The following is a 26400-nucleotide window of genomic DNA, read 5'->3' as shown; positions in this document are numbered from 1 at the left end:
CTGATGCAATCTTTACAAAACGGAGGAGATTTCTCGCTTAAAAACCGAAACGGTTATATGAGCTGGTGGACAGGAGGAGCTTTGGGAAATGCTACAACAGCTCAGGAAATGATGGGCCATATGTTAAAGATCGCTGGAGATGGTTTATTAGGACTTACGAATGATATAGAAAGTGCAAGTCATTCTTTAATGAAATATCAAACGGAAGATTTTTTTAAAGACACTGAAAAGCACTTAAATGGACAATTAGGAAATGCTAATATGATAATAGATGAGTATAATAAATTATCTAACATAAACAAAATAAACGCTTCAACGTTTCTTTCAGCAGTTAGTGGTATTAGAGCAGGAAAGATTTTAAGATCAACCGAAGGATTTATGAAATCTGTAGGTAAAATATCTAAAAGATTAGGCTATGTTGGTACAGCATTAACTGCTGGGGTAACATTATATGAATTTGGAACTGATACTTGGGATGCCCATTCAATTGTAAATCTTGGTCTATTAGGTGCAACAGCTGTTGCTACATTTGCCACAGCTCCTGTTATAGTTGCAGCAGCTCCTGCCATCCTTGCAGGGATTGCAATTTATGGAGTAGCAGACTATATGTTTGGAGTAAGTGATCAGTTAGATAAGAGCATTGGTAGAAAATCTACAATTTGGTATCCATAAAAAAATTAAATGAAAAAATATAAATTTAAAAATTTTTCAATAAAAAGACTGATATTGCTTATGTCTTTTTCTTTTGTTTTAGTAATGTCATTAACTATACTAACTTCTATTTATTATAATCCAAGGATTTTTCCTGCGATTGTACTTTTTGCATTATCAGCTTTAAGCTTTATGTTAATTAAAAATAATTGTACATTTACATATAATATAATTTTGGATGATGATTATATTTTTTTTAACAATAAAAAAATTGATATAATAGATATTCGTAATTATAATTTTAGTGAAACTGAAACATTTTATGGATGTAGATTAGTCTTTAAGTCTTATAAAATTTTTTTGAATATTCCTAAAAAAGATAGTGGAAATTATTTAGATTTTAAAGAAGATTTAATTGAAATTATTACTATGCAGAATAAAAAAAGGAGTAATGATTCGATTGTTGAATACAATTGGTATAGTACTAAATCAGCTAAGATTTATGGTTATACAATGATTGGTATAATGTTAACATGGCTAATGTTAATGGTAATGTTTCCTAATAAATTGAATATATCAAATTTAGGATTATTCTTAATTGTTTCAGTAGGTCTTTCACCAATCTTATTGAAGATTTTTGGAAATAGTAAATCTGTATAAAAACTTATAGTATTAATAATATTCCAAAATTTTGATAGCTAATTAGGGCATTGGATTTCAATGCTCTAATTTTTGAATATAACTTAAAAATGTAGGTGGCAATGCAGAAGTTCTTGAAGAAAACAATTATTATCCCTTTGGTTTAAAGCATCAGGGCTATAACTTTTTAACCGGAAATCCTGCCTACAATTACCAGTACAACGGGAAAGAATTACAAAAGGAAACCGGCTGGAATGATTACGGGGCCAGAATGTATATGTCGGATATCGGACGATGGGGAGTAATAGATCCGTTGGCTGAAACATCAAGAAGATTTTCACCTTATGCCTATGCTTTAAACAATCCAATAAGCTTTATCGATCCTGACGGAAGAAAAGCGGTACCTGTTCCTTACGAAGGGATGGAAAATCACTTGGTAGAAGGTTCTTATATGTGGCAGATGGCGGGAGGCAGTTTTAATCCTCACCAGAAAGTTCCTAACGGAAGCGGTGGTACTTCTGCTGATTTTGGAGGGTTTGGGTATACCGGAACCGGAACTACTTTTGGACAGACACAGGCCTACGCAGATCTGATGCAATCTTTACAAAACGGAGGAGATTTCTCGTTTAAAAACCGAAACGGTTATATGAACTGGTGGACAGGAGGAGCTTTGGGAGATGCTACAACAGCTCAGGAAATGATTGCGCATATGATGAAACTTGTAGAGAATGTGTCAAATGATTGGTATAGCCTTGCAGGAAAGGGAAACTGGTTTTTTGGTACTGCAGGAGTTTTGAGTGGTACTGCAGGAGTTATTGACTCTCATAATATGTATTCAAAAGGCATTAGGAGAGGAATCGCTGGGAATTATCAACTTACAGGTAGAAACCTAAGCCAATTTGGTAAGATGGCGATGACTGATGCAACACAACCTGTTTCTAATATTGCAAGAACAGCAAGATTTGTCGGCCATTTTTCCTTTGGAATAGGTGTTATAAGTGATATAGGTGGAATGGCAACTGGTCAAGTGTCATTGGGAAAAGCTCTTATAAATACAGGATTTGGAGCTTTAGGCAATTGGGGTGGATCAATAGGATCATCTCTTAGTACAGTATATTTTGGGGTAGATAGTTTTTATCCTGGAGGTTGGCCAGGTATGTTTAATGATAGCAATTTTGTTCAAGGAAAACTAGATCAAGGATTTAATCAGGCAGGACCCTATAGAATCAATGTGTTTGGAGCCCATGAACCGAAATAAAAATAATTATGGAAAAAATAAAAAAAGCATATTATTATCTTTTTTATAAAGTTTATAAATCAATCCAATATACTTCTGAAATGGTAGGAGGTGCGTTTTGGACTGATTTTAAAGCTGGGTTAGTAATTCTCACTCTTGAACTTTGGATTGTAGGCTCTTTTTTGAATTATTATTCAATTATTAATGATAAAAAATTAAATATAGATACGATTAGTCCTATTTTATTGACTTCTCTTGTCGTTTTTTCTATTATTAATTATTTTTCTTTTATACGTACAGACATATGGAAAACGTATAACAAAGAATTTGATAAATTATCTGAAAAAGAAAATCAAAAAGGAACTACTATTGTTTGGGTAATTACTATTTGTATTACAACTAATTTTTTTTTATCTGTTTATTTACTGCAAAAATATGTTCTTAAAATGTATTAATAAATATAATAAAGTATTGAAATCAATACTCTATTTTAAATTTTCCTAAAAATGCCGGCGGCAGCGCAGAAGCTCTTGAAGAAAACAACTATTATCCTTTTGGATTAAAGCATTTGGGATATAATAACGTAGGCGGAAACCCATCTTACAATTACCAGTACAACAGTAAGGAATTACAGAAGGAAACCGGATGGAATGACTATGGTGCCAGGATGTATATGGCTGATATCGGACGATGGGGAGTAATTGATCCTCTAGCAGAATCATCAAGAAGATTCTCACCTTATGCCTATGCCTTAAATAATCCTGTAAGCTTTATAGATCCTGACGGAAGAAAAGCGGTACCTGTTCTTTACGAAGGAATGGAGAACCATCTGGTAGAAGGGTCTTATATGTGGCAGATGTTAGGAGGCAGTTTTAATCCTCATCAGAAAGTTCCTAATGGAAGCGGTGGTACTTCTGCTGATTTTGGTGGGTTTGGGTATACCGGAACCGGAACCACCTTTGGACAGACACAGGCCTACGCTGATCTGATGCAATCTTTACAAAACGGAGGAGATTTCTCGCTTAAAAACCGAAACGGTTATATGAGCTGGTGGACAGGAGGAGCTTTGGGAGATATGATTGACGAAGCAACAGGAGGTCCCTTGGTAGAAATGTACGATGGACTTTATTAAATTAAAATTATGATTAAAAGTAAGATACACCGTAATTGGTATTTGTGGTTCTTTTTTTTGGTATTCTGTGAATTTGGAATACTATTCGGCTTAATAAAAGCAATTATAAAAAAGACAAATAATATTCATGAAAATAATGAATCATTTATTCCAATAGCAATTCTGATTGTAGTTATTTTATCATTATTACTAGTAATTAAAGATTTCAAATATATAATTATAGATAGGCAAAGGAACTCATTAAAATATTATTCGGTATTAAGACCTTTTGGATATACTTTTAAATTAGATGATTTTGATAATAAAATAAAAACATCGGAAACTAGTATGAGAGGAGAATATAAAGTAGTTTATCTCGTCAAGAAAGGATATACTGTTTTTAAAATAAGTGGACTTTTCTATGATAATTTCAAAGAAATAGACTCTTCTATTAAATTGAAAAGAATTTATAGTTATAAATTCAATTTGAAATTGTATTTACAATTATTATTTACTGGTAAAATAAAAATAGAAGAAGAATAGGGTAATGTTCTAAACATGTTGGTAATAAAATAGAGTATTGGTTTTCAATACTCTTTTAAAAATATTAGTAAAAATGTAAAGTTGAAATAATATTAAAGGGCCAACGTCAGAGATAAATAATTTTATTAAGAAATTTGACAATGAGCATGGAAATGCTTTTGAATTTAGATTATTTCAGGCCGGGCCACTAATGCAAAGACCGCTCCAGGTATTTTATATAGTGGTCATGCTCCAAATTTTTCATCATATTTAAAAATTATGTCTCCCATAATTTTCAAATGTTATCAAATATATTTAAATCTTATTAATATGTTAAAAAAAGTTATTTTATGGACAGTTTATATTTTAATTACAATTTCCTGTTCAGCCAATCATCTTCAAAATACTATAGATAAAAAAAGCTTTGAAAAACAGTTCTTTTTGGATAAACGTTTTTATAGTACAATTAAACAAAAATTTCCAAACAAAAATGAGATTATAATTTTAGACTCAAAGCATCTTATTACTAAAGAACCATTGTCGTTTTCAAATAGAGATATTAAAATTACAATAAACAATAAAGAAAACTCAGATAGTGATTTGTTTGTAAAGTATTATAAACTGAATAGTGATCTTGCATATGCAGTTTTTTGGGCAAATGATAATGATGCAATATGTTTTATTGTTGTTAAGAATGATGAGAAGTGGAATGTCGCTGATGTAATACTTCGTAATATTAGATAGTCTGGTAATGTTTCAAACATGTTGGTAATAAAATAGAGTATTGAAAATCAATACTCTATTTTAAATTTTCCTAAAAACACCAGTGGCAGGCAGAAACTCTTGAAGAAAACAACTACTGCCCTTTTGGATTAAAGCATTTAGGATATAATAACATAGGCGGAAACCCATCTTACAATTACCAGTACAACGGTAAGGAACTGCAAAAAGAAACCGGGTGGAATGACTATGGTGCCAGAATGTATATGGCTGATATCGGAAGATGGGGAGTAATTGATCCTCTAGCAGAATCATCAAGAAGATTCTCACCTTATGCCTATGCTTTAAACAATCCAATAAGCTTTATCGATCCTGACGGAAGAAAAGCGGTACCTGTTCTTTACGAAGGAATGGAGAACCATCTGGTAGAAGGGTCTTATATGTGGCAGATGTTAGGAGGCAGTTTTAATCCTCATCAGAAAGTTCCTAATGGAAGCGGTGGTACTTCTGCTGATTTTGGTGGGTTTGGGTATACCGGAACCGGAACTACTTTTGGACAGACACAGGCATATACAGACCATTTGGGAAATGTACGCCTCAGCTATTTTAAAAATGCCGTCAGTTCTTATAGATGGAGAAACTGTGCTGCTGCGATGGGAAGGTTCTTTAATGTGGTACCATCTACCAAAAAAGAGGGAGGCGAAAAGGGGGACGATTTTATAACGAACGATGACGAAACAAAAAATAAAAAAAGCCCCTAAAACAGGGGCTTTATAATTTTTTGAAGAAATCTGTTCTTCGAAGTCGTGGTCCCACCTGGGCTCGAACCAGGGACCACCTGATTATGAGTCAGGTGCTCTAACCAACTGAGCTATAGGACCTCAAAACTTGGTTAAATTTTGTGTTTGCAAAAATAGTAAAATTTCTTTCACTACAAAATTTTTTATTGCTTTTCTTGGCAAAGTTCTACCAGCACGCCGTTGGTAGACTTCGGATGAAGGAATACAACTAATTTGTTATCAGCACCTTCTTTCGGTTCTTCAGAGATAAACTGAAATCCTTCTTTTTTTAATCTTTTTATTTCTTCCAGGATATTTTCAACTCCAAAAGCCAGGTGATGGATGCCTTCTCCCTTTTTGTCAATAAATTTTGAGATCGGGCTTTCAGGATTACTGGCTTCCAGCAGCTCGATTTTACTTTCTCCTGTTTCATAGAAAGATGTCACAACGCCCTCTCTTTCCACTGTTTCTTTTTTATAGGATTCCTTCCCTAACAGTTTTGCAAAAAGCTCATCAGAAACGCCTAAAGATTGTACGGCAATACCAATATGTTCTAGCTTCATAAATAATAATCAATATAATTAAATCGTAAATTTGATACTGCAGTTGAATTTCAAAGTATCAATTCAAACAAAAGTACTAAATTTGCAGAAATTATGGAAAGTAACAGACAAAGAAAAGTAGCACAGATCATTCAGGAAGACTTCGCGGAACTTTTCCGCAAACAGGCTGCAGAAAGCAAACAGAGCATATTGGTATCTGTTTCAGATGTAAAAGTAACTGCTGACTTAGGAATTGCCAAGATTTATTTAAGCATTTTCCCACAGGAATTCCGTACCGCTGTAATGAAGGAGATTGAAGAAAACAAACCTCAATACAGAAACTTCATTGGCCAGAAGATGGCAAAGCAGGTGCGTATTATTCCACAACTTAACTTTTACCTGGATACCGCTCTTGATGATGTTGAAAGACTGGAAAGAGAATTAAGGGGCGAAGGCGACAATCCTGTTTTATAGATCTTGAAGAATATTGCATTTTACATAGCATCCAGATACCTTTTGGCTAAAAAAGGAAGTACTGCCGTTACGTTCATTACGTGGCTGGCTGTGGGTGCCATGACGGTTGCTGTGGCTGCAATGTTCGTCATTATTTCTGTCTTTTCAGGACTTGAAGACCTGAACAAGGACCTTATTTCCAATCTTCATGCAGATCTTACTTTAAAAAGCACTTCCGGAAAAACTATCAAAAATCTCGATAATGTTACTCAAATTCTGAGTAAAAATAAAGAGATCAGCAGTTTCTCCCGTGTTATTGAAGAAAAAGTATACATCAGCTTCAATGGAAAAGGTGATATTGCCTATTTAAGAGGTGTTGATTCTGCTTATGTCAACGTAAATCCTATTAATAAAGAAGTATTCTACGGAACTTATCCAAGTTTCAGATACTCTAATGAGGTATTGATGGAAAACAGTCTGGACAACAGGCTTTCAATTCCTGTGGATTCTTCCAATCATTATGCAACCATCTTTATGCCCAAGCCGGGTACAGGAATCATCAGTAAGGAAGAAGACATTTACAATAAAAGAGATATTCTGGTAACGGGTGTTTTCCCTGGAAAAGATCAGCTGGACAATTATATCGTCTCTCCTATCGAACTTACAGAAGAATTACTTAGCCTTCCTAAAAAATCAGCTTACCAGATTGTCATTAAACTGAAAAATCCGGAAAATGCAGATGCAGTAAAACAGAACCTGCTTTCTTCAATCGGAAAAAATATTGAGATTAAAACCAAAGAAGAAGAAAATGCTGCTTTCTGGAAGATGATCAACACTGAAAAGCTTTTTATTTACCTGATCTTTGCACTGGTTATCTTTATTACCACCTTTAATCTTGCCGGAGCTATCATCATTCTTCAGCTTGATAAAAAAGAGCAGGCAAAATCATTGATATCACTTGGGTTCCCTTTAAGCCATTTAAGGATGACCTATTTCTACACCGGAATCCTGATTGTCATTTCCGGAGTCATCACCGGATTAATTATGGGAACAGCACTTTGCTATTTCCAGCTTTATACAGAATTCTTCAGAGCCAATGAGGTATTGCCATTCCCGGTAAAAATTGTAGGAAAGAATTATCTTATTGTAGCCCTTACAGCTTCCTTATTTGGAATCACAATTTCATGGTTTTTTTCAAAAATCAGCAAAGAATATATTACTAAAAACTAATATATTAACTTCATATATTACACACAATTAATATACTTCGGTTTCATTTTTTCGTACCTTTACGCCCCAATTTTAAAAAATGAAACAACTTTTATCTTTTTTTCTTGTAAGCGTGACATTTATAAGCGCTTTGGCACAGGCTCCGGCAGGATATTATAATCAATCGCCAGGATTAACAGGTGCAGCTCTTAAAACAGCCCTTAAAAACATTATCAGTAACGGACATGTAGACCATGGGTACAGCGGTTTATGGACAGGTTATGCAACAACTGACCGTGACTATTTTTACGAAAATGACGGAACCATTCTGGATATTTATTCTGAAAATCCCACTGGACCGGATCAATACAGCTATACATTAGGAACTAACCAGTGCGGAACATATTCTACGGAAGGACAATGCTACAACAGAGAACACGTCATTCCTCAAAGTTTATTCAACAGTGCTTCCCCTATGGTCGCTGACATTCACTTTATCCGTCCTACCGATGGAAAAGTAAACGGAATGAGATCGAATTATCCTTACGGAGTTGTTGGCAGCGTTTCTTTCTTATCTAAAAACGGATCAAAATTAGGAACATCAGTATCTCCGGGATATTCGGGCACTGTATTTGAGCCGATTGATGCGTTTAAAGGTGATATTGCCAGAATGATCCTTTATTTTGTGACAAGATATGAAGACAATCTTCCCAATTTTACTACAGGGGACATGCTTGGCAACACAGCATACCCCGGACTGCAGCCCTGGGCACTTAACCAGTATTTGGCATGGAATGCCATGGACCCTGTATCTCCTGAAGAAATTGCAAGAAATAATGCATCTTATATCTACCAGGGAAACAGAAACCCTTTCATTGACCACCCTGAATATGTTACTCAGATCTGGGGAACTCCGGTTGTTGACACACAGGCCCCTACAGCTGCAACAAACGTTGTAGCCAACAATCCTACTTCAAACTCTATCAATGTAAGCTGGACGGCTGCTACGGATAACATCGGAATAGCATCTTACCTGGTTTATGCAAACGGTGCCCTAAAAGCTACCGTATCAGGTACAACTACCTCTACTGTAATTTCAGGATTATCTCCGCTTACTCAATATACATTCTATGTCATTGCTAAAGATGCAGCAGGAAATTCATCTCCGCAAAGTACAACCGCTACAGAGACAACCCTTGACGGGCCTGCAGGAGGCGGAAGCTGTGGAACGGAAGATTTCAGCACCATGCAGGATGGCTCATCTTTACCGTCTTCATATGCCACAAGAACGTGGACAAACAATAATATCACATGGACAGCCACTCTGGCAAGAACCGACGAAACCATCAATGGTAAAGCTGTCTGTACCAATAAAGGAACTTTAACAAGTTCTGTTATTTCAGGCGGTGTTCAGTCTCTGACATTGACCACGCAGAGAAAATACAACGGTAACAACGGCAATCTGAACGTATTGATAAATGATGTTACTGTAGGAACTATTCCATACAGCAGCACTGTAACAACGACTACCATTAATGTAAATGTTAGCGGTAATGTGACAATTAAGATCGTAAATCCAAACAGTGGCGACAGGGTTGCAATGGATGATCTCAGCTGGACATGTTTCGGTACGCTGGCAACAGCAGAAACTCCAAAAAATAAATCAGAATTCACCATCTACCCTAACCCGGTAAGAAATAATGAATTATCCGTAAAGGGAGAAAATCTCGGCAAAATTTCAAAAGCTGACATCTATGATCTTTCTGGAAAATTAATTGAAACAATTGCCAATCCTTTCAGACACTCAAACAAGATTAACCTTAAAGGCATGGTAAAAGGAACTTACATCCTGAAAACAGACAGTTTCTCCGCTAAATTTATCGTAGATTAATTATTAAAAAATATTTAAAACCAAAGGCCGGATTTGTCCGGTCTTTTTTTTATTTTTGATATATGGATTCCAACAAAAAATTAGGATTGATAGGACGAAATATTTCTTACTCATTTTCTAAAAAATTCTTCGAAAACAAGTTCCAGAAGCTCATGCTGAAGAACTTTTCCTACGACATTTTTGATCTGAACGAAATCAATGAAGTAGAAAATCTTTTTGCTTCTCCGGAGCTGTTAGGGTTTAATGTTACCATTCCTTATAAAGAAAAAATAATTGATTATCTTGATGAATTAAGTGATGAAGCTGAAAAAATAGGCGCTGTTAACTGTGTTCTTATTCAGGATGGTAAAAAGACAGGCTATAATACGGATGCTTTCGGCTTTGAAAAGACACTTCTTTTGCATAGAAAACCTTCACAGGATAAAGCACTCATTTTAGGAAACGGAGGAGCCGCAAAAGCAGTTAAGTATGCGCTGGATAAACATAATATTCCTTCAATAACTATCTCCAGAAGTACAGAAATCAATTTTGAAAATCTTGATAAGGAAACGGTTTCAGAACATAAAATTATTGTTCAGTGTACGCCTGTAGGTACTTTTCCAAATGTTAAGGACTGTCTGAACTTTCCTTTTGACGGGCTTTCCTCAGATCATCTGGTTATTGATCTGATTTACAATCCCAACTACACCCAATTCATCCTCAATGCCTCTGAAAAAGGAGCAAAAACTGTAAATGGGTATTATATGCTTGAACAGCAAGCAGAAAAAGCCTGGGAAATTTGGAATTTTCAAAAAAAATAACATAAATTAGTACTTTAATTGGCCTTACAGCTATATTTAAAGGATATTAACGCCACTCACATAAAAGATTTGCTATGACTACAGAAAACAATCTTTCTGAAAACGAAGAAAAGAAAAATCCTAACGAAGTATCTCAGGACACATCAGAAAACGCGGTTTCTCATGATGCAAACCCGCATGAAGATGATGCAGAACACCTGGAAGAACATGAAGAGGAAGAGCTCTCTCTTGCCGATGCTTTAAAGGAAATGGAAAAAATCATCAACACTCCTAATGCCGGTGAAAACTTCAAAAGATTCAACCAACTGAAGGAAAAAGCAAGTCATTACATCCATGATGAAGTGGAAGACAAAAGACACGAATACATAGAAGCCGGAAACGTTGCTGAAAATTTCAGCTATGAGCACCCTTCTCAGGCTAAGTATTCTGCATTAGTCAATATTTTCAAGGAAAAACATGACGACTTCCAGAAAGGACAGGAAGAAGAACAGAAGAAAAACCTTGAACACCGCCAGAATATTATTGAAAGACTTAAAAATCTTTATACCAGCTCTGAACCGGGGATCAATCTTTTCAAATCCATCCGTGAAATAAAAGAAGACTGGTCAAAAGCCGGACAGGTTGCAAAATCTGAATTTAAAATTCTTAATAATAACTATTTCCATCACCTGAATCAGTTTTATCAGATGCTGGATCTGAACAAAGAATTCCTGGAGCAGGAATACAGCCATAATCTGGAAAAAAGAGAGCACATCATTGCCCGTGCCAAAGAACTGGAAAACGAACCGGTAATCCAGAAGGCGCTGAATGAGCTTCAGTATCTTCATAAACTTTGGAAAGAAGAAGCCGAACCTGTAGCAGAAGAATTCCGTGAAAAAACATGGGAAGAATTCAAAGAAATCTCCAACAAAATTCACGAAAGAAAATCTGAGCTTTCTGCTTCTATTGAAAAAGAACAGAGTGAAAACCTTGAAAAGAAAAATCAGATCATTGCTGAAATCAAAAAGCTTTCCGAACCTTCAGAAACACCTAACCACAACTACTGGCAAAATGCCATCAAAAGAGTGGAAGATCTGCGATCTGACTTTTTAAAAACAGGAAGTGTGCCGAGAAAACTTTCCAACCAGAACTGGAATGACTTCAAAACAACACTAAGGGCCTTTAATACAACGAAAAACAATTATTACAAATCGTTGAAAGGATCTCAGCAGGCCAATCTTGAAGAAAAACTAAAACTAATCCAGACTGCACAGGATAATATGAACAATGAGGAATGGGATATCTCAGTGCCTCTATTCAAAAAGCTTCAGGAAGACTGGAAAAAAATCGGTCACGTACCAAAAAGCATGACCAATAAGATCTGGGATGAATTCCGTGATGCATGTAACGCATTCTTCAACAATTACAGAGAGAAAAGCAATACTTCAACTGACAACTGGAAGGAGAACTATAAAAACAAAAAAGCTCTTCTTGATGAACTGAAAGAAGTTTCCAATGACGAAGGAAGCATCGAAAGAATCGAGCAGATCAAAACTTCATGGAATAATATCGGAAAAGTTCCAAGAGACAAAATTTCAATCAACTCTGAATTCAACAAAACATTACGAGAGAAATTGAAAATAAACAAGATCAATGAGCTTGAGCTGAAAGAAGAAGGTTTATCTGAAAATCAGCTTACCGACAAAGCGAGAAAGATCAAAAATCAGATCTCTGATCTTGAAGCAGAAATTGTAAAGCTGGAAAACAACCTGTCTTTCTTCAACAAGCCGTCAAGAGAAAATCCTCTTTTAAAGGATACTTACAATACCATTGATGAGAAAAAAGCCCATCTGGAAACGTTAAAACAAAATCTCCACAACATTATCAGCGGAGAATAATACATAACAAAATACATAAAGGCGGAGCAAAGTAATTTGTCTTCGCTTTTTCTTTTTATACAATATGAACAACGACGAACTTTATATCAAAAGATGTATAGAACTGGCCCGGAAGGCACTTGGTAAAACATATCCCAACCCTCTTGTAGGAAGTGTGATTGTCCACAACGGGGAAATTATTGGTGAAGGATACCATCATAAGGCAGGGGAAAACCATGCTGAAATCAATGCCATCAATTCAGTTAAAAATAAAGACCTTATCCCTGAATCAACAATTTATGTATCCCTGGAACCCTGTGCACATTACGGAAAAACTCCGCCTTGTGCTTTGAAAATTAAAGAACTTGGATTTAAAAAAGTGGTGATCGGGGCAATGGATTCCCATGATAAAGTGAACGGCAAAGGAAAGAAAATCATTCAGGATGCAGGCATTGAAGCCGTTTCAGGAATTCTGGAAAAAGAATGTATTGAACTTAATAAAAGATTCTTCACCTATCATGAAAAGAAAAGGCCTTATATCATTTTAAAATGGGCAGAATCCGGTGATGGATTTCTGGATAAGGATTTTAAACCAACTGCTGTTTCCAACTCACTGGTAAATCAATTTGTTCATCAGCTGAGAGCCGACGAGCATGCTATTTTAGTAGGAACACAAACAGCTTTAAATGACAATCCAAGCCTTACCGTAAGAAATGCAGAAGGAGTAAACCCTGTCAGAATTTTAATCGACTTTGATCTGAAAGTTCCGGCTCATTACAATATTTACAATAACGCAGCAAAAACACTGGTTTTAAATTCTGTAAAAGAAGGTAACGAAAACCACATCCAATTCATAAAAACAAACAAGGACAATTTTCTGTCAGAATTGATGGAAGCACTGTACAAAGAACAGATACAGTCCGTCATTATTGAAGGCGGGCGTTTTACATTACAACAATTCATTGATGCCGGTCTTTGGGACGAAGCTATAGTTATTAAAAACGAAAATCTAAAATTACAGAATGGCACAAAAGCCCCGGAATTTAGCCATATACCCGGCAAAACTGAAAACTACAGGGATAATACCATATCAATACATAAGTTAAAAAATTCATAATCCTCATTTTTTATCACCCGCTCTTGAAATAATTTACTAATTTAGGATTACAATTAAAAACTAATATTAAAATCATGAAAAATCTAAAAAAAATTTCAAGAGAAAGTTTAAAACAAGTTAAAGGAGGACTTATCAAAAAAGAAAGCTGTGTAGAATTATACGGTTGCCCCCCAGAAACAAGAACTTGCTACTGGAGAAATCCAGGTGGCGGAGGTGGAGATGTAATATGCGTTTAAAAAACATCTCTCAAAAATAATTTAATACCACCATCATTTGGTGGTATTTTCTTTTAAATACTATTAACTTTTAAATGCGTTTTATATTTTTGCATCTATAAAGCCGGAATACACGATGACGTTTGAATACAAAACCATAGAGAAACCCATAGAAAACACTCTTTTAAAAGAAAAAGGAAGTAAGTTCATCGGATTTGCTTACCCTGTAAATAATGAAAAAGAGTTAAAGGCAGCTTTGGAAAAGATCAGGGAAGAACATCCGAAAGCGACCCACCATTGCTATGCTTTCAGAATGGGATTGAATGGCGAAAACTATCGCGCCAATGATGACGGCGAACCTTCCGGAAGTGCAGGATTACCCATCTACAATCAGCTTTTGGCGAATGAGATCACGAATGTACTTGTAATTGTTGTTCGTTATTACGGAGGAACTAAACTCGGAGTTTCCGGCCTTGTGAAAACTTACAAAGAATCTGCGAAGATTACATTGGAGGAAGCCAATATCATTACCCGTGAGCTGGAAACAGAAGTCGAGATCCGGTTTAATTTCAATCAACAGAACACGATATTCACCCTGCTTTCAAAATTTGATGCCAAAGTCCTGAATTTCGATGCAAATGAAAACTGTATCCTTACAGCATCCCTGAAACTGGCCCAAAAAGAAAGCATCTCAGAAAAACTTTCCGAGATGCAGTATGTTTCATTTGAATTTAATGATTAATTAATCCCTTCTTCCTCCAAGGAGCAAAGATGCCCAGTAAAGAAGCTGTGCCAGTGAACCTAAAGCAGCTACCACATAAGTTCTTGCCGCCCATTTCAGACTGTCCTGTACCCCAACGAATTCTTCTGCAGTTACTGTTCCTGTATCTTTAAGCCATTTCATTGCCCTGTTGCTCGCATCATATTCCACCGGAAGTGTTACAAAAGCAAACAGCGTTGTCACAGCAAACATTGCAACTCCGATGGCAAGAACTGTTGTATTTCCATTTGGGTTCTCAATCGTTCTTGATGCTGCCATTACTGCGATACCTGCAATCAGGACAAACTGCATCAGATTGGAACTTATATTAACAATAGGAACCAGTTTTGAACGTAAATTCAACATAGAGTAGCCTACCGCGTGTTGTACTGCATGGCCGCATTCGTGAGCTGCTACTGCCGCTGCCGCTGCGTTTCTCTGCATATAAACCCCTTCAGAAAGGTTAACTGTTTTATCTGCCGGATTATAGTGGTCCGTCAACTGCCCGGGTACTGATATTACCTGAACATCATTTATCCCGTTATCTCTCAACATCTTTTCCGCTACTTCTTTCCCCGAAAGGCCATTTCGAAGGTGTACATTGGAATAATATTCAAATTTCGATTTCAACCTGGACGAAACCCACCAGCTCACCAACATTGAAATACCAATAATGATATAATAACCCACCATTTTATATAAATTTTGTGTTTAATTTTACCCATAATCAAATAAAAACTGTGCCAAAGTATACGATATTATTATTTATATTTGTCCTTTAATTCTTCTCAAAAAACATGTCTACAATTTCAATTATTGAAGTAAAAACTGCGGGTCAGCTGAAGCAATTCGTAAGATTTCCGATGGATCTGTATAAAAACAATCCTTACTACGTTCCGTCCTTTATCAATGACGAAATCAACATTTGGAATGCTGATGAAAATCCTGCGCTTCAATATTCGGAGGCCAGACAATATCTTGCTTATAAAAACGATAAAATTGTAGGAAGAATTGCAGTTCTTATTAACCACAAAGAAGAGAAAGAGTTAGGAATTAAAAAAGTACGCTTTGGGTGGATCGATTTTATTGATGATGCTGAAGTTTCAAAAGCACTAATTCAGAAAGCGGTTGATTATGCCAAAGAAAAAAACATTGGCAAAATTGAGGGCCCTATGGGTTTCACCAATCTGGATAAAGCCGGAATGCTGATAAAAGGCTTCGACCAGCTGGCTACAATGATCGGAATTTACAACCACGAATACTATCCGAAACATCTGGAAAATCTGGGATTGACCAAGGAGAAGGAATGGGTAGAATTTGAAATTATCTTCCCTGAAACCCTGCCTGAAAAAATCCATAAATTTAATCAGCTTATTTCCGAAAAATACAAACTGAAAGTTTTAAAATTCAAAACAAAGGAGGAAATCATTCAGTATGTGGATCCTATGTTTGATCTTTTGGACGAAACTTACAAACACCTTTCCACCTACACTCCTATTTCTGACGAACAGCGTAAAACCTATAAAGAGAAATATTTCAAACTTATCGACAAAGATTTTATTGTATGCATTGCTGATGAGCACAATAATCTGATCTCTTTCGCGATTACAATGCCTTCATACTCCAAGGCCCTGCAAAAATCAGGAGGAAAGCTGCTTCCTTTTGGCTGGTGGCACTTTTTAAAAGCAGGAAAGAAGAATGACAGGGCTAATTTCTATCTGATCGGAATTCATCCGGACTACCAGAGAAGAGGGGTAACCTCTATCATCTTCAAAGAAATCTGGGATATATTCAGAAAAAAAGGAGTCAAATACCTGGAAACCAACCCGGAGCTGGAAGAAAACAAAAGTATTCAGCTGTTATGGCAGGATTATAATCCGGTAAATCATAAGAGAAGAAGGACCTATTCTATGGATATCAATAACTGATGCTGTATTTTGTACTAAGCAATAATTTAAAATCTAAAAATTTATGAAACCACAGCTGATCATTTTTGCTATTTTAATAACTGGATTTATTAGTTACAATTTCTTCTTTCAGTCACCGGATGACAAAACAAATACGGTGATTAATATTCTTTTTGCCAGTATTCTTTTCGGGTATATTTCATTTATGGCTTATACGCTTTTGAAAAAAATGAAAAAATAAAATCAACCCCAACAGTGCTTTTAACAAGTTATCTTTATTTGTACAAAGCATTCAAAATACCCCAAATATTATCCGGCAGAATGTAATTTTCCACATTCACTACAAAAAACGGGGAAAAACCCGGCAAAAAAACGAAGATAAAAAGCTAATTTTTATTGATTCTAAATTACTGATTTAACTCATTTTCATCCTACTTTTAAGCTGATAAATTTCATGCTTTCTTGTTTATTCGCTAAATTTGCAAATTGAGATAATAATGCAAAAATGAATTTACCTGAAAGTTATATTCCAATCCTTATCCAGGCTGGTGTAGCAGTAGGATTTGTAGCGGTTTCTTTGCTTGGTGCCCATTTCTTAGGCCCACAGCAGAAAAAAGGAAACTCTGTAAAAAACCAAAGCTGGGAATGTGGAGTTCCTGTAGAAGGAAATGCCAGAACACCGTTTTCTATCAAGTACTTCCTGACTGCGGTATTGTTCGTACTATTCGATATTGAAATCGTATTCTTTTATCCTTACGCTGTAAACTTCAGAGAATTCGGTATGGAAGGATTCCTTGCCGTGCTTACGTTCGTAGCCATCTTTTTCATGGCGTTTTTCTATGTCTGGAAACGCGGTGCGTTAGATTGGGATAAATAAATTTTAATTAAAAGATTGAATGTATTTAAGTAATTTAAAGATTTTCAAGATCTTATTTTTTTAATCTTTAAATATTTTAATCTTTAAATATTTACTAAAAATGTCAGATAAAAAACCAGTAATAAGAACAGATGCACCTGCTCCTGAAGGCTATGAAGGAGAAGGGTTTTTCGCAACAAAACTGAGCAGTGTAATCGGGATGGCAAGAAAGTTTTCACTTTGGCCGTTACCATTTGCAACCTCTTGTTGTGGTATCGAGTTTATGGCTACCCTGAACCCTACTTATGATGCTTCAAGATTTGGGATGGAAAGAAACTCTTTCTCTCCAAGACAAGCAGATATGCTGATGGTTTGCGGAACTATATCAAAGAAATTGGGACCAGTCCTGAAAGAAGTGTACACTCAGATGGCTGAGCCAAAATGGGTGGTAGCAGTGGGAGCCTGTGCTTCCAGCGGTGGTATTTTTGATACGTATTCTGTACTTCAGGGAATTGATAAAATTATTCCGGTAGATGTTTACGTTCCCGGATGTCCTCCAAGACCTGAACAGATCATTGAAGGGGTAATGCAGGTACAGGCTTTGGCAGAAAGCGAAAGCATCAGAAGAAGAGACATGCCTGAGTATCAGAAATTATTAGATTCTTACAATATAAGCAACTAACGGAAATGACAAACGAATTTGTATTAGAAGCTATCACAAGAGAATTTCCGGAATCTGTCATTTCAAGCTCAGAGCCTTATGGAATGCTGACGATTGAAGTAAAAAAAGAAGATATTAAGAAAATCATTCACTATCTTAAAGATTCATCTCTGGAAATCAATTTCCTTACAGATGTCTGCGGAATTCATTACCCTGAGTTCCCGGAAAAGGAAATAGGTGTTGTCTACCATTTACATAATATGATGACCAATTTCAGATTACGTCTGAAAATCTTCATGTCCAGAGAAAATATAGAGGTAGATTCCCTTACGGATCTATATGCGGGAGCAAACTGGATGGAAAGAGAAACGTATGATTTCTATGGGATTAAATTTAAAGGACATCCGGACCTCAGACCTATTTTGAATATGGAAGATCTCGGATATCACCCAATGTTGAAAGAATATCGCCTTGAAGACGGTACAAGGACCGACAAGAACGATAGTATGTTCGGAAGATAAAAAATAATGCAATAAGCAGTAAGCAGCAAGCAATAAGCTTAAAGCCTAGAGCCTATAGCCTAAAGCATTTAAATTATGAAAGATAACTCATTATCTAATATACTAAACCAGTACGAAAGTAAGGAACAGATTGACGGGCAATTATATACCCTCAACTTAGGACCCACCCACCCTGCTACGCACGGGATTTTCCAGAATATCTTAACGATGGACGGAGAAAGAATCCTCCACGCTGAACAAACAGTGGGATATATCCACAGAGCGTTTGAGAAAATTTCTGAAAGAAGAAACTATTCTCAGATCACTACCCTTACAGACCGTATGAATTACTGTTCTGCACCAATCAATAACTTAGGCTGGCATATGACAGTAGAAAAGCTGATCGGCGTAGAAGTTCCAAAACGTGTAGATTATATGCGTGTCATCCTGATGGAGCTTGCCAGAATCGGCGACCACCTGATCTGTAACGGGGTAACCGGAATGGACTCAGGAGCTATTACAGGTCTTACTTATATGTTCATCGAAAGAGAACGTATTTACGATATGTATGAGCAGATCTGCGGTGCCAGAATGACGACCAATATGGGAAGAATCGGAGGTTTTGAAAGAGACTTCACGCCTAAGTTCCATGAGCTGATCAAGGATTTCTTAAAGACATTCCCGCCAAGATTCAAAGAGTTCTGTACTTTATTGGAAAGAAACAGAATTTTCATGGACAGAACCATCGGTACGGGGGCCATCTCTGCCGAAAGAGCATTAAGCTATGGTTTTACAGGTCCAAACTTACGTGCAGCAGGTGTAGATTACGATGTAAGAGTTGCACAGCCTTATTCTTCATACCAGGACTTCGACTTTATTATTCCTGTAGGAACTTCAGGAGATACTTACGACCGTTTCATGGTTCGTCAACAGGAAGTCTGGGAATCAATCAAAATTATCAAACAAGCATACGAAAACCTTCCGGAAGGGCCATTCCATGCGGATGTTCCTGATTTCTATCTTCCTGAAAAGGCAGATGTATATCAGAAAATGGAAGCATTGATCTACCATTTCAAAATCGTAATGGGAGAAACTGATGTACCGAAAGGAGAAGTTTATCATGCAGTAGAGGGTGGAAACGGAGAATTAGGGTTCTATCTTGTGAGCGACGGAGGAAGAAGTCCTTACAGGCTTCACTTCAGAAGACCATGCTTCATCTACTATCAGGCATATCCTGAAATGATTACGGGTTCTGTAATTTCAGATGCCATTGTAACGATGTGTAGTATGAATATTATTGCGGGAGAATTAGACGCATAACAATTGTAAAAAAGTACCATTGTAAAATGTATTCATGATTTTACAATGATAAATAAATAAGTCATTAGTACATTGTACACTGTACAATAATACATTTAAAAAAATGAGCGAAACAATAGCTTTTAAACCGGAAAGTTTAGCACAGGTACACAAAATTATCGCAAGATACCCTGAAGGAAGACAGAAGTCTGCTCTTCTTCCTGTACTTCACCTGGCACAGAAAGAGTTCGGAGGATGGTTAGATGTTCCTGTAATGGATTATGTTGCCGGACTATTAAGCATCAAACCGATCGAAGTATATGAAGTGGCTACTTTCTATACAATGTTCAATATGAAGCCGGTAGGTAAATATGTTCTGGAAGTTTGCAGAACAGGTCCCTGCATGGTTTGTGGAAGCGAAAAAATTCTGGATCATATCAGAACCAAACTGAACATTAAAGACGGAGAGACTACTGAAGACGGCATGTTCACACTAAAGCCGGCAGAATGTCTTGGAGCATGCGGATATGCACCAATGATGCAGCTTGGGAAATTCTTTCATGAAAATTTAACGATAGAAAAAGTAGACGAAATCCTTGATCTTTGCAGACAGGGACAGGTTGCTTTAGACTAATAGAAATTTTAAACTCTAAATTGTAGATTTTAAATTATTCACTTAACGTTTAATCATAATTAATGCAAGGCACCAAAAGCCAATTGCAATAAGCAAATAACAATGAGTAAAAAACTTTTACTTAAAGACGCACATATAGAAGGTATCCGTTACTTTGAAACCTACCGTAAGCAGGGAGGTTACACAGCAGCTGAAAAGGCCTTGAAAATGACTCCTGACGAAATTCTTGAAGAAGTAAAGGCTTCAGGACTGAGAGGTCGTGGTGGAGCCGGATTCCCGACAGGAATGAAATGGAGCTTTCTGGCAAAACCTGAAGGTGTTCCAAGACACCTTGTTGTGAATGCGGATGAATCTGAGCCCGGAACATTCAAGGACAGATATCTGATGGAATTCCTTCCTCATTTATTGATCGAGGGAATGCTGATTTCTTCTTACTGTTTAGGTTCCAATACTTCTTATATCTACATCCGTGGAGAATATTCATGGATTCCGGATATCCTTGAGGAAGCTATTGAAGAAGCCAAAGCAGCAGGATTTTTAGGTAAAAACATTTTAGGAACCGGTTTCGATCTTGAAATCTACGTACAGAGAGGTGGTGGAGCATACATTTGCGGTGAAGAAACTGCATTGCTTGAATCCCTTGAAGGAAAAAGAGGTAACCCAAGATTAAAACCACCATTCCCGGCTGTAAAAGGTCTTTGGGAAAGACCAACGGTGGTAAACAACGTTGAGTCTATTGCAGCAGTGGTTCCGATCATTGATATAACAGGTGCTGAATATGCTAAAATCGGGGTGGGAAGATCCACAGGAACGAAATTGATTTCTGCTTGTGGAAATATCAACAAACCTGGCGTATACGAAATCGATATGACGATCACTGTAGAAGAATTTATCTATTCTGATGAATACTGCGGTGGTATTAAAGACGGTAAAAGATTAAAGGCTTGTATTCCCGGAGGAAGTTCTGTTCCGATTGTTCCTGCAAATCTATTGCTGAGAACAGTGAACGGAGAGCCGAGATATATGAACTATGAGTCCTTGGCAGACGGTGGTTTCGCTACCGGAACCATGATGGGTTCAGGAGGCTTCATCGTTTTGGATGAAGACCAGTGTATTGTAGAACACACCATGACTTTGGCAAGATTCTATAATCACGAAAGCTGCGGACAATGTACTCCTTGCCGTGAAGGAACGGGATGGATGTACAAAATTTTAAAGAAAATCGAGAAAGGAGAAGGAAAAATGGAAGATATCGATCTGCTTTGGGATATCCAGAGAAAGATCGAGGGAAATACGATTTGTCCGTTGGGTGATGCAGCAGCCTGGCCGGTTGCAGCAGCAATACGTCACTTCAGAGATGAATTTGAGTGGCACGTGAAAAACCCAGAGTTGTCTCAGACACAAAATTATGGATTGGCACATTATGCAGATCCTATCCCGGCTGTAGAAAAGAATGCATAGGTGAAATGAAAAAATTGTTGGTTGTCGGCTTAATGATGTCGAGTTTTGTTTTTGGACAAAATAAAGAAAAGGATTCTTTAATAGATAGAAGTTCAGATAAAGGAGCATTGGTTTCAAGAAAGAAACCGGAACCTTTAAGCAAAAAAGGTCAGATGTTCGTTTTCTTCGGATGGAACAGAGCGGCGTTCAGTAACTCTGATATCCGTTTCACAGGAAATGGCTATGACTTTCAGCTTAATAATGTATCTGCACAGGACAGACCTACCAAATTTGGTATTGTTTATATCAATCCGGGTTGGTTTACAGTGGTTCAGTACAATTTCAGAGCGGGATATTTTATTAAAGATAATTTAGCCCTGGTTTTGGGAATAGACCATATGAAATATGTAATGGATCAAAACCAGACCGTAAATTTCAAAGGCCATATTTCAGATCCTGAATATGCAGCAATGGTACAAAACGGACAGGTAAACCTGGCAGATGAGAAGTTCCTTACTTTTGAACATACTGACGGACTTAATTATGAAAATTTAGGTCTTGAAAGATATCAGAATCTGATCAATAAGAAAAATGTTGATCTGGTTTGGTCTTACGGAGCCGGTATCGGATTCATGTTCCCGAAAAGTAATGTAAAGCTTTTCGGAAATGAAAGAAGCGACCGTTTCCACGTGGCAGGTATGGGAACAGACGTAAGAGCCAGTCTTAACCTTGTTCTTTGGGACCATGTAATGGTAAGATTAGAAGGAAAAGCGGGTTACATCAATATGTGGGATATCAAGACTACATTGAATAATAAGCCGGACAAAGCCCAGCAGGATTTCGTTTTCGGACAGCTCCTTGCAGGAATCGGATATACATTTAATACTAAGAAATATAAATAACAAAGCCTATTGCTTAATGCATAAAGCTTAAAGCATACAATATGAGCGAAGAAGTTAAAAAATTCAAAATAACTATAGACGGACAGACTACTGAAGTGTTGCCAGGAACTTCTATCCTTGAAGCTGCAAGACAAATCGGTGGAAAATCTGTACCTCCTGCTATGTGCTACTACAGCAAATTAGAGACCAGTGGAGGAAGATGCAGAACCTGTCTGGTAGAAGTATCTAAAGGATCTGAAGCAGATCCGCGCCCTATGCCAAAACTGGTTGCAAGCTGCAGAACTAATGTAATGGACGGGATGGAAGTAAAAAACCTTACTTCTGAGAAAGCTCAGGAAGGAAGAAAAGCAGTTACCGAATTCCTTTTGGTAAACCACCCGCTGGACTGCCCTATCTGTGACCAGGCAGGAGAATGCCATCTTCAGGATTTAGGGTATGAGCATGGTGTGGAGAATACAAGAACAGAATTCGAAAGAAATACTTACGAAGCTGATGATCTTGGGCCACACATCAAATTGAATATGAACCGTTGTATTCTTTGCGCAAGATGTGTATTGGCTGCCAACCAATTAACAGGGGAAAGAGAGCACGGGATCCTTTTCAGAGGAGATCACGCTGAGATTTCAACATACCTAAATAAAGCTTTGGATAATGACTTCATCGGAAATGTTATTGATGTTTGCCCGGTTGGAGCATTAACAGACAGAACAGCCCGCTTTGCCAGCAGAGTTTGGTTTACAAAACCTATGAACGCTTCCTGCAAATGTGATAAATGTTCCGGAAAAGCTGTAGTCTGGATGAAAGGTGATGAAATTGTAAGAGTTACCGCAAGAAAAGACCAGTGGGGTGAAGTAGAAGAATTCATCTGTGATACATGCCGTTTTGAAAGAAAAGCGTTATCAGACTGGAATATCGAAGGGCCGAGACATATCGACAGACATTCTGTAATTTCATTGAACCACTACGAAAAGCCAAAAGATGAGCTAAGAGTTCTAGACAATCCGATGGCTAAAGAAATCAGTGAAAAAGACGAAAAATAATTAATAGGACATCAGATTTCAGACCTCAGACTTCAGACCATCTGATAGCTAGCATCTGACATCTTAAAATCTAAATAAAAAATGGATTTACTTACATTTAAACTTATACTTGTACTAGCACTTTTCCTGCTATCACTGACGATTGCCGCCTACTCTACCTGGGCAGAAAGAAAAGTTGCCTCTATCATGCAGGATAGAATTGGTCCTAACAGAGCCGGACCTTTCGGATTACTGCAGCCGCTTGCTGACGGTGGAAAGTTTTTCTTCAAAGAAGACTTTACGCCTGCCAATGCAGAAAAATTCCTTTTCGTATTAGGACCAGCTTTGGTAATGTTTATTTCATTGATTACAGGAGCTGTTATTCCTTGGGGTAAAAGTTTAAATATTGCAGGTACTTCTTTTGATCTTCAGGTAGCTAACATTGATGTTGGCGTACTTTTCATCATCGGAATGGCTTCAATTGGTGTTTACGGAATCATGATCGGAGGTTGGGCTTCGAACAACAAATATTCATTATTAGGTGCTATCCGTGCTTCTTCTCAGATGATTTCTTACGAATTGGCAATGGGGTTAGCGCTTCTTTCTATCATCATGATGACAGGAAGTTTAGACTTAAAAGAAATCACTGAAAGCCAGACTACCGGTAAATTATGGGGTGTTATTCCTTGGGTTTCCGGATTGAACTGGAATATTTTCTACCAGCCGGTTGCTTTCCTTGTTTTCTTTGTAGCCGCTTTGGCAGAAACCAACAGACACCCGTTCGATTTACCTGAGTGTGAGTCTGAATTGGTAACAGGATACTCTACAGAATACTCTTCTATGAAGTTAGGTTTATATATGTTCGGGGAATACGTGAACATGTTTATCTCAAACGCTTTCATGGTAGTTCTTTTCTTCGGGGGATACAACTATCCTGGTATTGAATGGGTCACTCAGAACTGGGGAGAAAACACAGCAGGAATCTTGAGTATCGTAGCATTTTTAACGAAAACTGTTATCGGAATTCTGATCTTCATGTGGATCAGATGGACCCTTCCAAGATTCAGATACGACCAGTTAATGCACTTGGGATGGAAAACATTAATCCCGATGGCATTGGTAAACCTGTTAATTACAGGAGCTGTAATTTTAGCGTTTGGAAATTAAACCATCTAAACCTGACGGGTTTTAAAAACCTGTTAGGTTTGTGTGAATATTGAATATTAAAAATTAAGATAACAGACAAGATTAGTCTAAAATCTGGTGTCTAACATCTAATATCTATAATTAAATGAAACTTACAAACAGATCAAAAGTTGTTTCCAATAAAGAAATGACCCTTGCTGAAAAAATCTACCTTCCTGCGATCTTTACAGGGATGGGGATTACATTTAAGCATGCTGTAAGAACCGTGATAAAGGGTGCTCCCGCAGTATATTCATATCCGGAAGTACAGAAGCCAAGAACCACTATCTGGAGAGGTCAGCACGTTTTGAAAAGAGACGAGGAAGGCAGAGAAAGATGTACAGCTTGCGGGCTTTGTGCGGTAGCTTGTCCTGCAGAAGCCATTACGATGACTGCTGCTGAAAGAACTAAAGAGGAAAAACATCTTTACAGAGAAGAAAAGTATGCTTCAGTATATGAAATCAATATGCTGAGATGTATTTTCTGTGGTATGTGTGAAGAAGCTTGTCCTAAATCTGCCATCTACCTTACAGACAGATTGGTGGATGTAGAAACCAACAGAGGTTCTTTCATTTACGGAAAAGATAAATTAGTTGAAAAAATAAATGAAAGGATTGATATCACGACAAGACAATCCGAGAAACAAAAAAATGCGGTAAAATAATGGATCAGTTTTTATTTTTCTTGGTGGCGTTTTTAGCAGTGGCAAGTGCGGTTTACTTTGTATTTTCAAAAAATCCTTTATATGCTATTTTGTCATTAATTGTTACAATGTTTTCAATTGCCGGAATGTACATTCTTTTAAATGCACAATTCCTTGCAATTATCCAGATTATAGTATACGCAGGTGCCATCATGGTACTTTTCCTTTACATCTTAATGATGCTTAACCTTAATAAAGCAGACGAAAGTAAGAAGAACAATACTTTAAAGTTTGTCGGAGTTTTTACTGCAGGGCTTTTATTAATTGGAGTTCTAGGGGTATTCAGAGGGATTCAGGACAATCACATCGTTGTTGAAAATGTAGACAGAGGAGTTGGTCTTACAAAAAATCTGGGTAGACTTTTGTTTAATGAATATGTTTTACCGTTTGAGCTTGCTTCCATCCTAATTCTGGCAGGTATTGTAGGCGCGGTATTAATCGGTAAAAAAGATTTATAAAATTATGGGAGAAGTAAATACATTTATACAAAGCATCCCTTTGGACTACTTCATCATTCTTTCATCAGTATTGTTCTGTCTGGGAGTAATGGGAGTATTGCTTAGAAAAAATGCTATTGTGATTCTGGGCTGTGTAGAGCTTATGCTGAATTCTGTAAACCTTTTATTGGCGGCCTTTTCAGCATACAAAGGCAACGGCGACGGACAACTTTTAGTTTTCTTCATTATGGTGGTAGCTGCTGCTGAAGTAGCGGTAGGTCTGGCAATTATTGCTATGCTGTATAGAAACACCCGTTCTGTAGATGTGAGTATATTTAATAAATTAAGAGGATAA

The 26400-nt window shown here is 37.0% G+C and carries 28 protein-coding genes, 1 tRNA gene and 2 pseudogenes; 28 read left to right on the top strand and 3 right to left on the bottom strand.

Annotated elements, in window-relative coordinates:
• Positions 1 to 681 precede the first annotated feature (681 nt).
• The 7 genes and pseudogenes from ACR1PO_RS14655 to ACR1PO_RS14625 form a co-directional block, all read left to right on the top strand.
• A complete protein-coding gene (locus tag ACR1PO_RS14655) occupies positions 682 to 1311 on the top strand; it encodes a hypothetical protein (protein WP_433987224.1) in 630 nt (209 codons plus the stop codon).
• A 139-nt stretch (positions 1312 to 1450) separates the two neighbouring features.
• Positions 1451 to 2548, top strand: a pseudogene (locus ACR1PO_RS14650) (RHS repeat-associated core domain-containing protein); the annotation flags it as partial.
• 8 nt (positions 2549 to 2556) lie between these two features.
• Positions 2557 to 2982 carry a hypothetical protein gene (locus ACR1PO_RS14645; protein WP_433987223.1) on the top strand — a complete coding sequence of 142 codons (426 nt, stop codon included), beginning with the start codon at positions 2557 to 2559 and terminating at the stop codon, positions 2980 to 2982.
• Between the two features lie 32 nt (positions 2983 to 3014).
• Positions 3015 to 3659 carry an RHS repeat-associated core domain-containing protein gene (locus ACR1PO_RS14640; protein ID WP_433987478.1) on the top strand — a complete coding sequence of 215 codons (645 nt, stop codon included), beginning with the start codon at positions 3015 to 3017 and terminating at the stop codon, positions 3657 to 3659.
• Between the two features lie 9 nt (positions 3660 to 3668).
• Positions 3669 to 4181, top strand: a complete 513-nt coding sequence (locus ACR1PO_RS14635; protein WP_433987222.1) for a hypothetical protein — start codon at positions 3669 to 3671, stop codon at positions 4179 to 4181.
• Between the two features lie 309 nt (positions 4182 to 4490).
• The gene (locus ACR1PO_RS14630) at positions 4491 to 4904 is read left to right on the top strand and encodes a hypothetical protein (RefSeq protein ID WP_433987221.1); all 414 of its coding nucleotides are present in this window, start codon (positions 4491 to 4493) and stop codon (positions 4902 to 4904) included.
• A 125-nt stretch (positions 4905 to 5029) separates the two neighbouring features.
• A pseudogene (locus tag ACR1PO_RS14625) lies at positions 5030 to 5641 on the top strand (RHS repeat-associated core domain-containing protein); the annotation flags it as partial.
• Between the two features lie 46 nt (positions 5642 to 5687).
• Here the strand turns inward: ACR1PO_RS14625 and ACR1PO_RS14620 are convergent.
• A tRNA-Ile gene (locus ACR1PO_RS14620) sits at positions 5688 to 5761 on the bottom strand.
• A 62-nt stretch (positions 5762 to 5823) separates the two neighbouring features.
• On the bottom strand, positions 5824 to 6222 hold the full coding sequence (gene mce, locus ACR1PO_RS14615; RefSeq protein ID WP_433987220.1) for a methylmalonyl-CoA epimerase: 399 nt from the start codon (positions 6220 to 6222) through the stop codon (positions 5824 to 5826).
• Positions 6223 to 6315: 93 nt separating this feature from the next.
• On the opposite strand from mce, the gene rbfA reads away from it, so the two are divergent.
• From rbfA to ACR1PO_RS14575, 8 genes are all read left to right on the top strand, one after another.
• Positions 6316 to 6675, top strand: coding sequence for a 30S ribosome-binding factor RbfA (gene rbfA / locus ACR1PO_RS14610; protein WP_002983518.1), 360 nt, complete (start codon positions 6316 to 6318; stop codon positions 6673 to 6675).
• A 3-nt stretch (positions 6676 to 6678) separates the two neighbouring features.
• Positions 6679 to 7884 carry an ABC transporter permease gene (locus tag ACR1PO_RS14605; RefSeq protein WP_433987219.1) on the top strand — a complete coding sequence of 402 codons (1206 nt, stop codon included), beginning with the start codon at positions 6679 to 6681 and terminating at the stop codon, positions 7882 to 7884.
• Between the two features lie 79 nt (positions 7885 to 7963).
• A complete protein-coding gene (locus tag ACR1PO_RS14600) occupies positions 7964 to 9754 on the top strand; it encodes an endonuclease (RefSeq protein WP_433987218.1) in 1791 nt (596 codons plus the stop codon).
• 62 nt (positions 9755 to 9816) lie between these two features.
• On the top strand, positions 9817 to 10554 hold the full coding sequence (locus ACR1PO_RS14595; RefSeq protein ID WP_433987217.1) for a shikimate dehydrogenase family protein: 738 nt from the start codon (positions 9817 to 9819) through the stop codon (positions 10552 to 10554).
• 74 nt (positions 10555 to 10628) lie between these two features.
• Positions 10629 to 12431 carry a DUF349 domain-containing protein gene (locus ACR1PO_RS14590; RefSeq protein ID WP_433987216.1) on the top strand — a complete coding sequence of 601 codons (1803 nt, stop codon included), beginning with the start codon at positions 10629 to 10631 and terminating at the stop codon, positions 12429 to 12431.
• A gap of 64 nt (positions 12432 to 12495) precedes the next feature.
• Complete coding sequence (gene ribD / locus ACR1PO_RS14585; protein WP_332386313.1) at positions 12496 to 13527, top strand: bifunctional diaminohydroxyphosphoribosylaminopyrimidine deaminase/5-amino-6-(5-phosphoribosylamino)uracil reductase RibD; 1032 nt, start codon at positions 12496 to 12498, stop codon at positions 13525 to 13527.
• A gap of 74 nt (positions 13528 to 13601) precedes the next feature.
• Positions 13602 to 13763 carry a bacteriocin-like protein gene (locus tag ACR1PO_RS14580; RefSeq protein ID WP_336961317.1) on the top strand — a complete coding sequence of 54 codons (162 nt, stop codon included), beginning with the start codon at positions 13602 to 13604 and terminating at the stop codon, positions 13761 to 13763.
• 115 nt (positions 13764 to 13878) lie between these two features.
• Positions 13879 to 14484, top strand: coding sequence for an IMPACT family protein (locus ACR1PO_RS14575; protein ID WP_433987215.1), 606 nt, complete (start codon positions 13879 to 13881; stop codon positions 14482 to 14484).
• Here ACR1PO_RS14575 and ACR1PO_RS14570 read toward each other — a convergent pair whose 3' ends face one another.
• Positions 14485 to 15195, bottom strand: coding sequence for a zinc metallopeptidase (locus ACR1PO_RS14570; protein WP_172617047.1), 711 nt, complete (start codon positions 15193 to 15195; stop codon positions 14485 to 14487).
• 104 nt (positions 15196 to 15299) lie between these two features.
• Between ACR1PO_RS14570 and ACR1PO_RS14565 the strand changes: the two genes are divergently transcribed.
• The 13 genes from ACR1PO_RS14565 (at position 15300) to nuoK (ending at position 26400) form a co-directional block, all read left to right on the top strand.
• Entirely contained in the window at positions 15300 to 16430 is a 1131-nt protein-coding gene (locus tag ACR1PO_RS14565) for a GNAT family N-acetyltransferase (protein ID WP_433987214.1), read from the top strand.
• 484 nt (positions 16431 to 16914) lie between these two features.
• Positions 16915 to 17286 carry an NADH-quinone oxidoreductase subunit A gene (locus tag ACR1PO_RS14560; RefSeq protein WP_002983537.1) on the top strand — a complete coding sequence of 124 codons (372 nt, stop codon included), beginning with the start codon at positions 16915 to 16917 and terminating at the stop codon, positions 17284 to 17286.
• Positions 17287 to 17386: 100 nt separating this feature from the next.
• Positions 17387 to 17947 (top strand): NADH-quinone oxidoreductase subunit B, encoded by a 561-nt coding sequence (locus tag ACR1PO_RS14555; RefSeq protein WP_002983540.1) that lies wholly within the window; start codon positions 17387 to 17389, stop codon positions 17945 to 17947.
• Positions 17948 to 17952: 5 nt separating this feature from the next.
• The gene (locus ACR1PO_RS14550; RefSeq protein ID WP_065400513.1) at positions 17953 to 18447 is read left to right on the top strand and encodes an NADH-quinone oxidoreductase subunit C; all 495 of its coding nucleotides are present in this window, start codon (positions 17953 to 17955) and stop codon (positions 18445 to 18447) included.
• Positions 18448 to 18522: 75 nt separating this feature from the next.
• A complete protein-coding gene (gene nuoD / locus ACR1PO_RS14545; protein WP_002983543.1) occupies positions 18523 to 19746 on the top strand; it encodes an NADH dehydrogenase (quinone) subunit D in 1224 nt (407 codons plus the stop codon).
• A 103-nt stretch (positions 19747 to 19849) separates the two neighbouring features.
• A complete protein-coding gene (locus ACR1PO_RS14540) occupies positions 19850 to 20359 on the top strand; it encodes an NADH-quinone oxidoreductase subunit NuoE family protein (protein WP_002983545.1) in 510 nt (169 codons plus the stop codon).
• A gap of 102 nt (positions 20360 to 20461) precedes the next feature.
• The gene (gene nuoF / locus ACR1PO_RS14535) at positions 20462 to 21820 is read left to right on the top strand and encodes an NADH-quinone oxidoreductase subunit NuoF (protein WP_002983547.1); all 1359 of its coding nucleotides are present in this window, start codon (positions 20462 to 20464) and stop codon (positions 21818 to 21820) included.
• 5 nt (positions 21821 to 21825) lie between these two features.
• Positions 21826 to 22701 (top strand): hypothetical protein, encoded by an 876-nt coding sequence (locus ACR1PO_RS14530; protein WP_332386318.1) that lies wholly within the window; start codon positions 21826 to 21828, stop codon positions 22699 to 22701.
• Between the two features lie 41 nt (positions 22702 to 22742).
• Complete coding sequence (locus ACR1PO_RS14525) at positions 22743 to 23741, top strand: NADH-quinone oxidoreductase subunit G (protein ID WP_433987213.1); 999 nt, start codon at positions 22743 to 22745, stop codon at positions 23739 to 23741.
• A gap of 81 nt (positions 23742 to 23822) precedes the next feature.
• Complete coding sequence (nuoH, locus tag ACR1PO_RS14520) at positions 23823 to 24887, top strand: NADH-quinone oxidoreductase subunit NuoH (protein ID WP_332386319.1); 1065 nt, start codon at positions 23823 to 23825, stop codon at positions 24885 to 24887.
• A 124-nt stretch (positions 24888 to 25011) separates the two neighbouring features.
• Entirely contained in the window at positions 25012 to 25569 is a 558-nt protein-coding gene (locus tag ACR1PO_RS14515; RefSeq protein WP_002983553.1) for a NuoI/complex I 23 kDa subunit family protein, read from the top strand.
• A complete protein-coding gene (locus ACR1PO_RS14510; RefSeq protein WP_433987212.1) occupies positions 25569 to 26066 on the top strand; it encodes an NADH-quinone oxidoreductase subunit J family protein in 498 nt (165 codons plus the stop codon). The genes ACR1PO_RS14515 and ACR1PO_RS14510 overlap by 1 nt, the downstream gene beginning before the upstream one ends.
• A gap of 4 nt (positions 26067 to 26070) precedes the next feature.
• Positions 26071 to 26400 carry an NADH-quinone oxidoreductase subunit NuoK gene (gene nuoK / locus ACR1PO_RS14505; RefSeq protein ID WP_002983557.1) on the top strand — a complete coding sequence of 110 codons (330 nt, stop codon included), beginning with the start codon at positions 26071 to 26073 and terminating at the stop codon, positions 26398 to 26400.

It is taken from the genome of Chryseobacterium amylolyticum (assembly GCF_051011775.1).
Lineage (GTDB): Bacteria > Bacteroidota > Bacteroidia > Flavobacteriales > Weeksellaceae > Chryseobacterium.
The sequence above is the reverse complement of the archived record's forward strand: the minus strand, read 5'-3'. Positions and strand labels throughout refer to the sequence as shown.

Excerpts from the sequence above, each read along its gene's own strand:
- ACR1PO_RS14655 (WP_433987224.1), top strand. The coding sequence starts at position 682 with ATGAAAAAATATAAATTTAAAAATTTTTCAATAAAAAGACTGATATTG.
- ACR1PO_RS14645 (WP_433987223.1), top strand. The coding sequence starts at position 2,557 with ATGGAAAAAATAAAAAAAGCATATTATTATCTTTTTTATAAAGTTTAT.
- ACR1PO_RS14635 (WP_433987222.1), top strand. The coding sequence starts at position 3,669 with ATGATTAAAAGTAAGATACACCGTAATTGGTATTTGTGGTTCTTTTTT.
- ACR1PO_RS14630 (WP_433987221.1), top strand. The coding sequence starts at position 4,491 with ATGTTAAAAAAAGTTATTTTATGGACAGTTTATATTTTAATTACAATT.
- mce (WP_433987220.1), bottom strand. The coding sequence starts at position 6,222 with ATGAAGCTAGAACATATTGGTATTGCCGTACAATCTTTAGGCGTTTCT.
- rbfA (WP_002983518.1), top strand. The coding sequence starts at position 6,316 with ATGGAAAGTAACAGACAAAGAAAAGTAGCACAGATCATTCAGGAAGAC.
- ACR1PO_RS14600 (WP_433987218.1), top strand. The coding sequence starts at position 7,964 with ATGAAACAACTTTTATCTTTTTTTCTTGTAAGCGTGACATTTATAAGC.
- ACR1PO_RS14595 (WP_433987217.1), top strand. The coding sequence starts at position 9,817 with ATGGATTCCAACAAAAAATTAGGATTGATAGGACGAAATATTTCTTAC.
- ACR1PO_RS14590 (WP_433987216.1), top strand. The coding sequence starts at position 10,629 with ATGACTACAGAAAACAATCTTTCTGAAAACGAAGAAAAGAAAAATCCT.
- ribD (WP_332386313.1), top strand. The coding sequence starts at position 12,496 with ATGAACAACGACGAACTTTATATCAAAAGATGTATAGAACTGGCCCGG.
- ACR1PO_RS14580 (WP_336961317.1), top strand. The coding sequence starts at position 13,602 with ATGAAAAATCTAAAAAAAATTTCAAGAGAAAGTTTAAAACAAGTTAAA.
- ACR1PO_RS14575 (WP_433987215.1), top strand. The coding sequence starts at position 13,879 with ATGACGTTTGAATACAAAACCATAGAGAAACCCATAGAAAACACTCTT.
- ACR1PO_RS14570 (WP_172617047.1), bottom strand. The coding sequence starts at position 15,195 with ATGGTGGGTTATTATATCATTATTGGTATTTCAATGTTGGTGAGCTGG.
- ACR1PO_RS14565 (WP_433987214.1), top strand. The coding sequence starts at position 15,300 with ATGTCTACAATTTCAATTATTGAAGTAAAAACTGCGGGTCAGCTGAAG.
- ACR1PO_RS14560 (WP_002983537.1), top strand. The coding sequence starts at position 16,915 with ATGAATTTACCTGAAAGTTATATTCCAATCCTTATCCAGGCTGGTGTA.
- ACR1PO_RS14555 (WP_002983540.1), top strand. The coding sequence starts at position 17,387 with ATGTCAGATAAAAAACCAGTAATAAGAACAGATGCACCTGCTCCTGAA.
- ACR1PO_RS14550 (WP_065400513.1), top strand. The coding sequence starts at position 17,953 with ATGACAAACGAATTTGTATTAGAAGCTATCACAAGAGAATTTCCGGAA.
- nuoD (WP_002983543.1), top strand. The coding sequence starts at position 18,523 with ATGAAAGATAACTCATTATCTAATATACTAAACCAGTACGAAAGTAAG.
- ACR1PO_RS14540 (WP_002983545.1), top strand. The coding sequence starts at position 19,850 with ATGAGCGAAACAATAGCTTTTAAACCGGAAAGTTTAGCACAGGTACAC.
- nuoF (WP_002983547.1), top strand. The coding sequence starts at position 20,462 with ATGAGTAAAAAACTTTTACTTAAAGACGCACATATAGAAGGTATCCGT.
- ACR1PO_RS14530 (WP_332386318.1), top strand. The coding sequence starts at position 21,826 with ATGAAAAAATTGTTGGTTGTCGGCTTAATGATGTCGAGTTTTGTTTTT.
- ACR1PO_RS14525 (WP_433987213.1), top strand. The coding sequence starts at position 22,743 with ATGAGCGAAGAAGTTAAAAAATTCAAAATAACTATAGACGGACAGACT.
- nuoH (WP_332386319.1), top strand. The coding sequence starts at position 23,823 with ATGGATTTACTTACATTTAAACTTATACTTGTACTAGCACTTTTCCTG.
- ACR1PO_RS14515 (WP_002983553.1), top strand. The coding sequence starts at position 25,012 with ATGAAACTTACAAACAGATCAAAAGTTGTTTCCAATAAAGAAATGACC.
- ACR1PO_RS14510 (WP_433987212.1), top strand. The coding sequence starts at position 25,569 with ATGGATCAGTTTTTATTTTTCTTGGTGGCGTTTTTAGCAGTGGCAAGT.
- nuoK (WP_002983557.1), top strand. The coding sequence starts at position 26,071 with ATGGGAGAAGTAAATACATTTATACAAAGCATCCCTTTGGACTACTTC.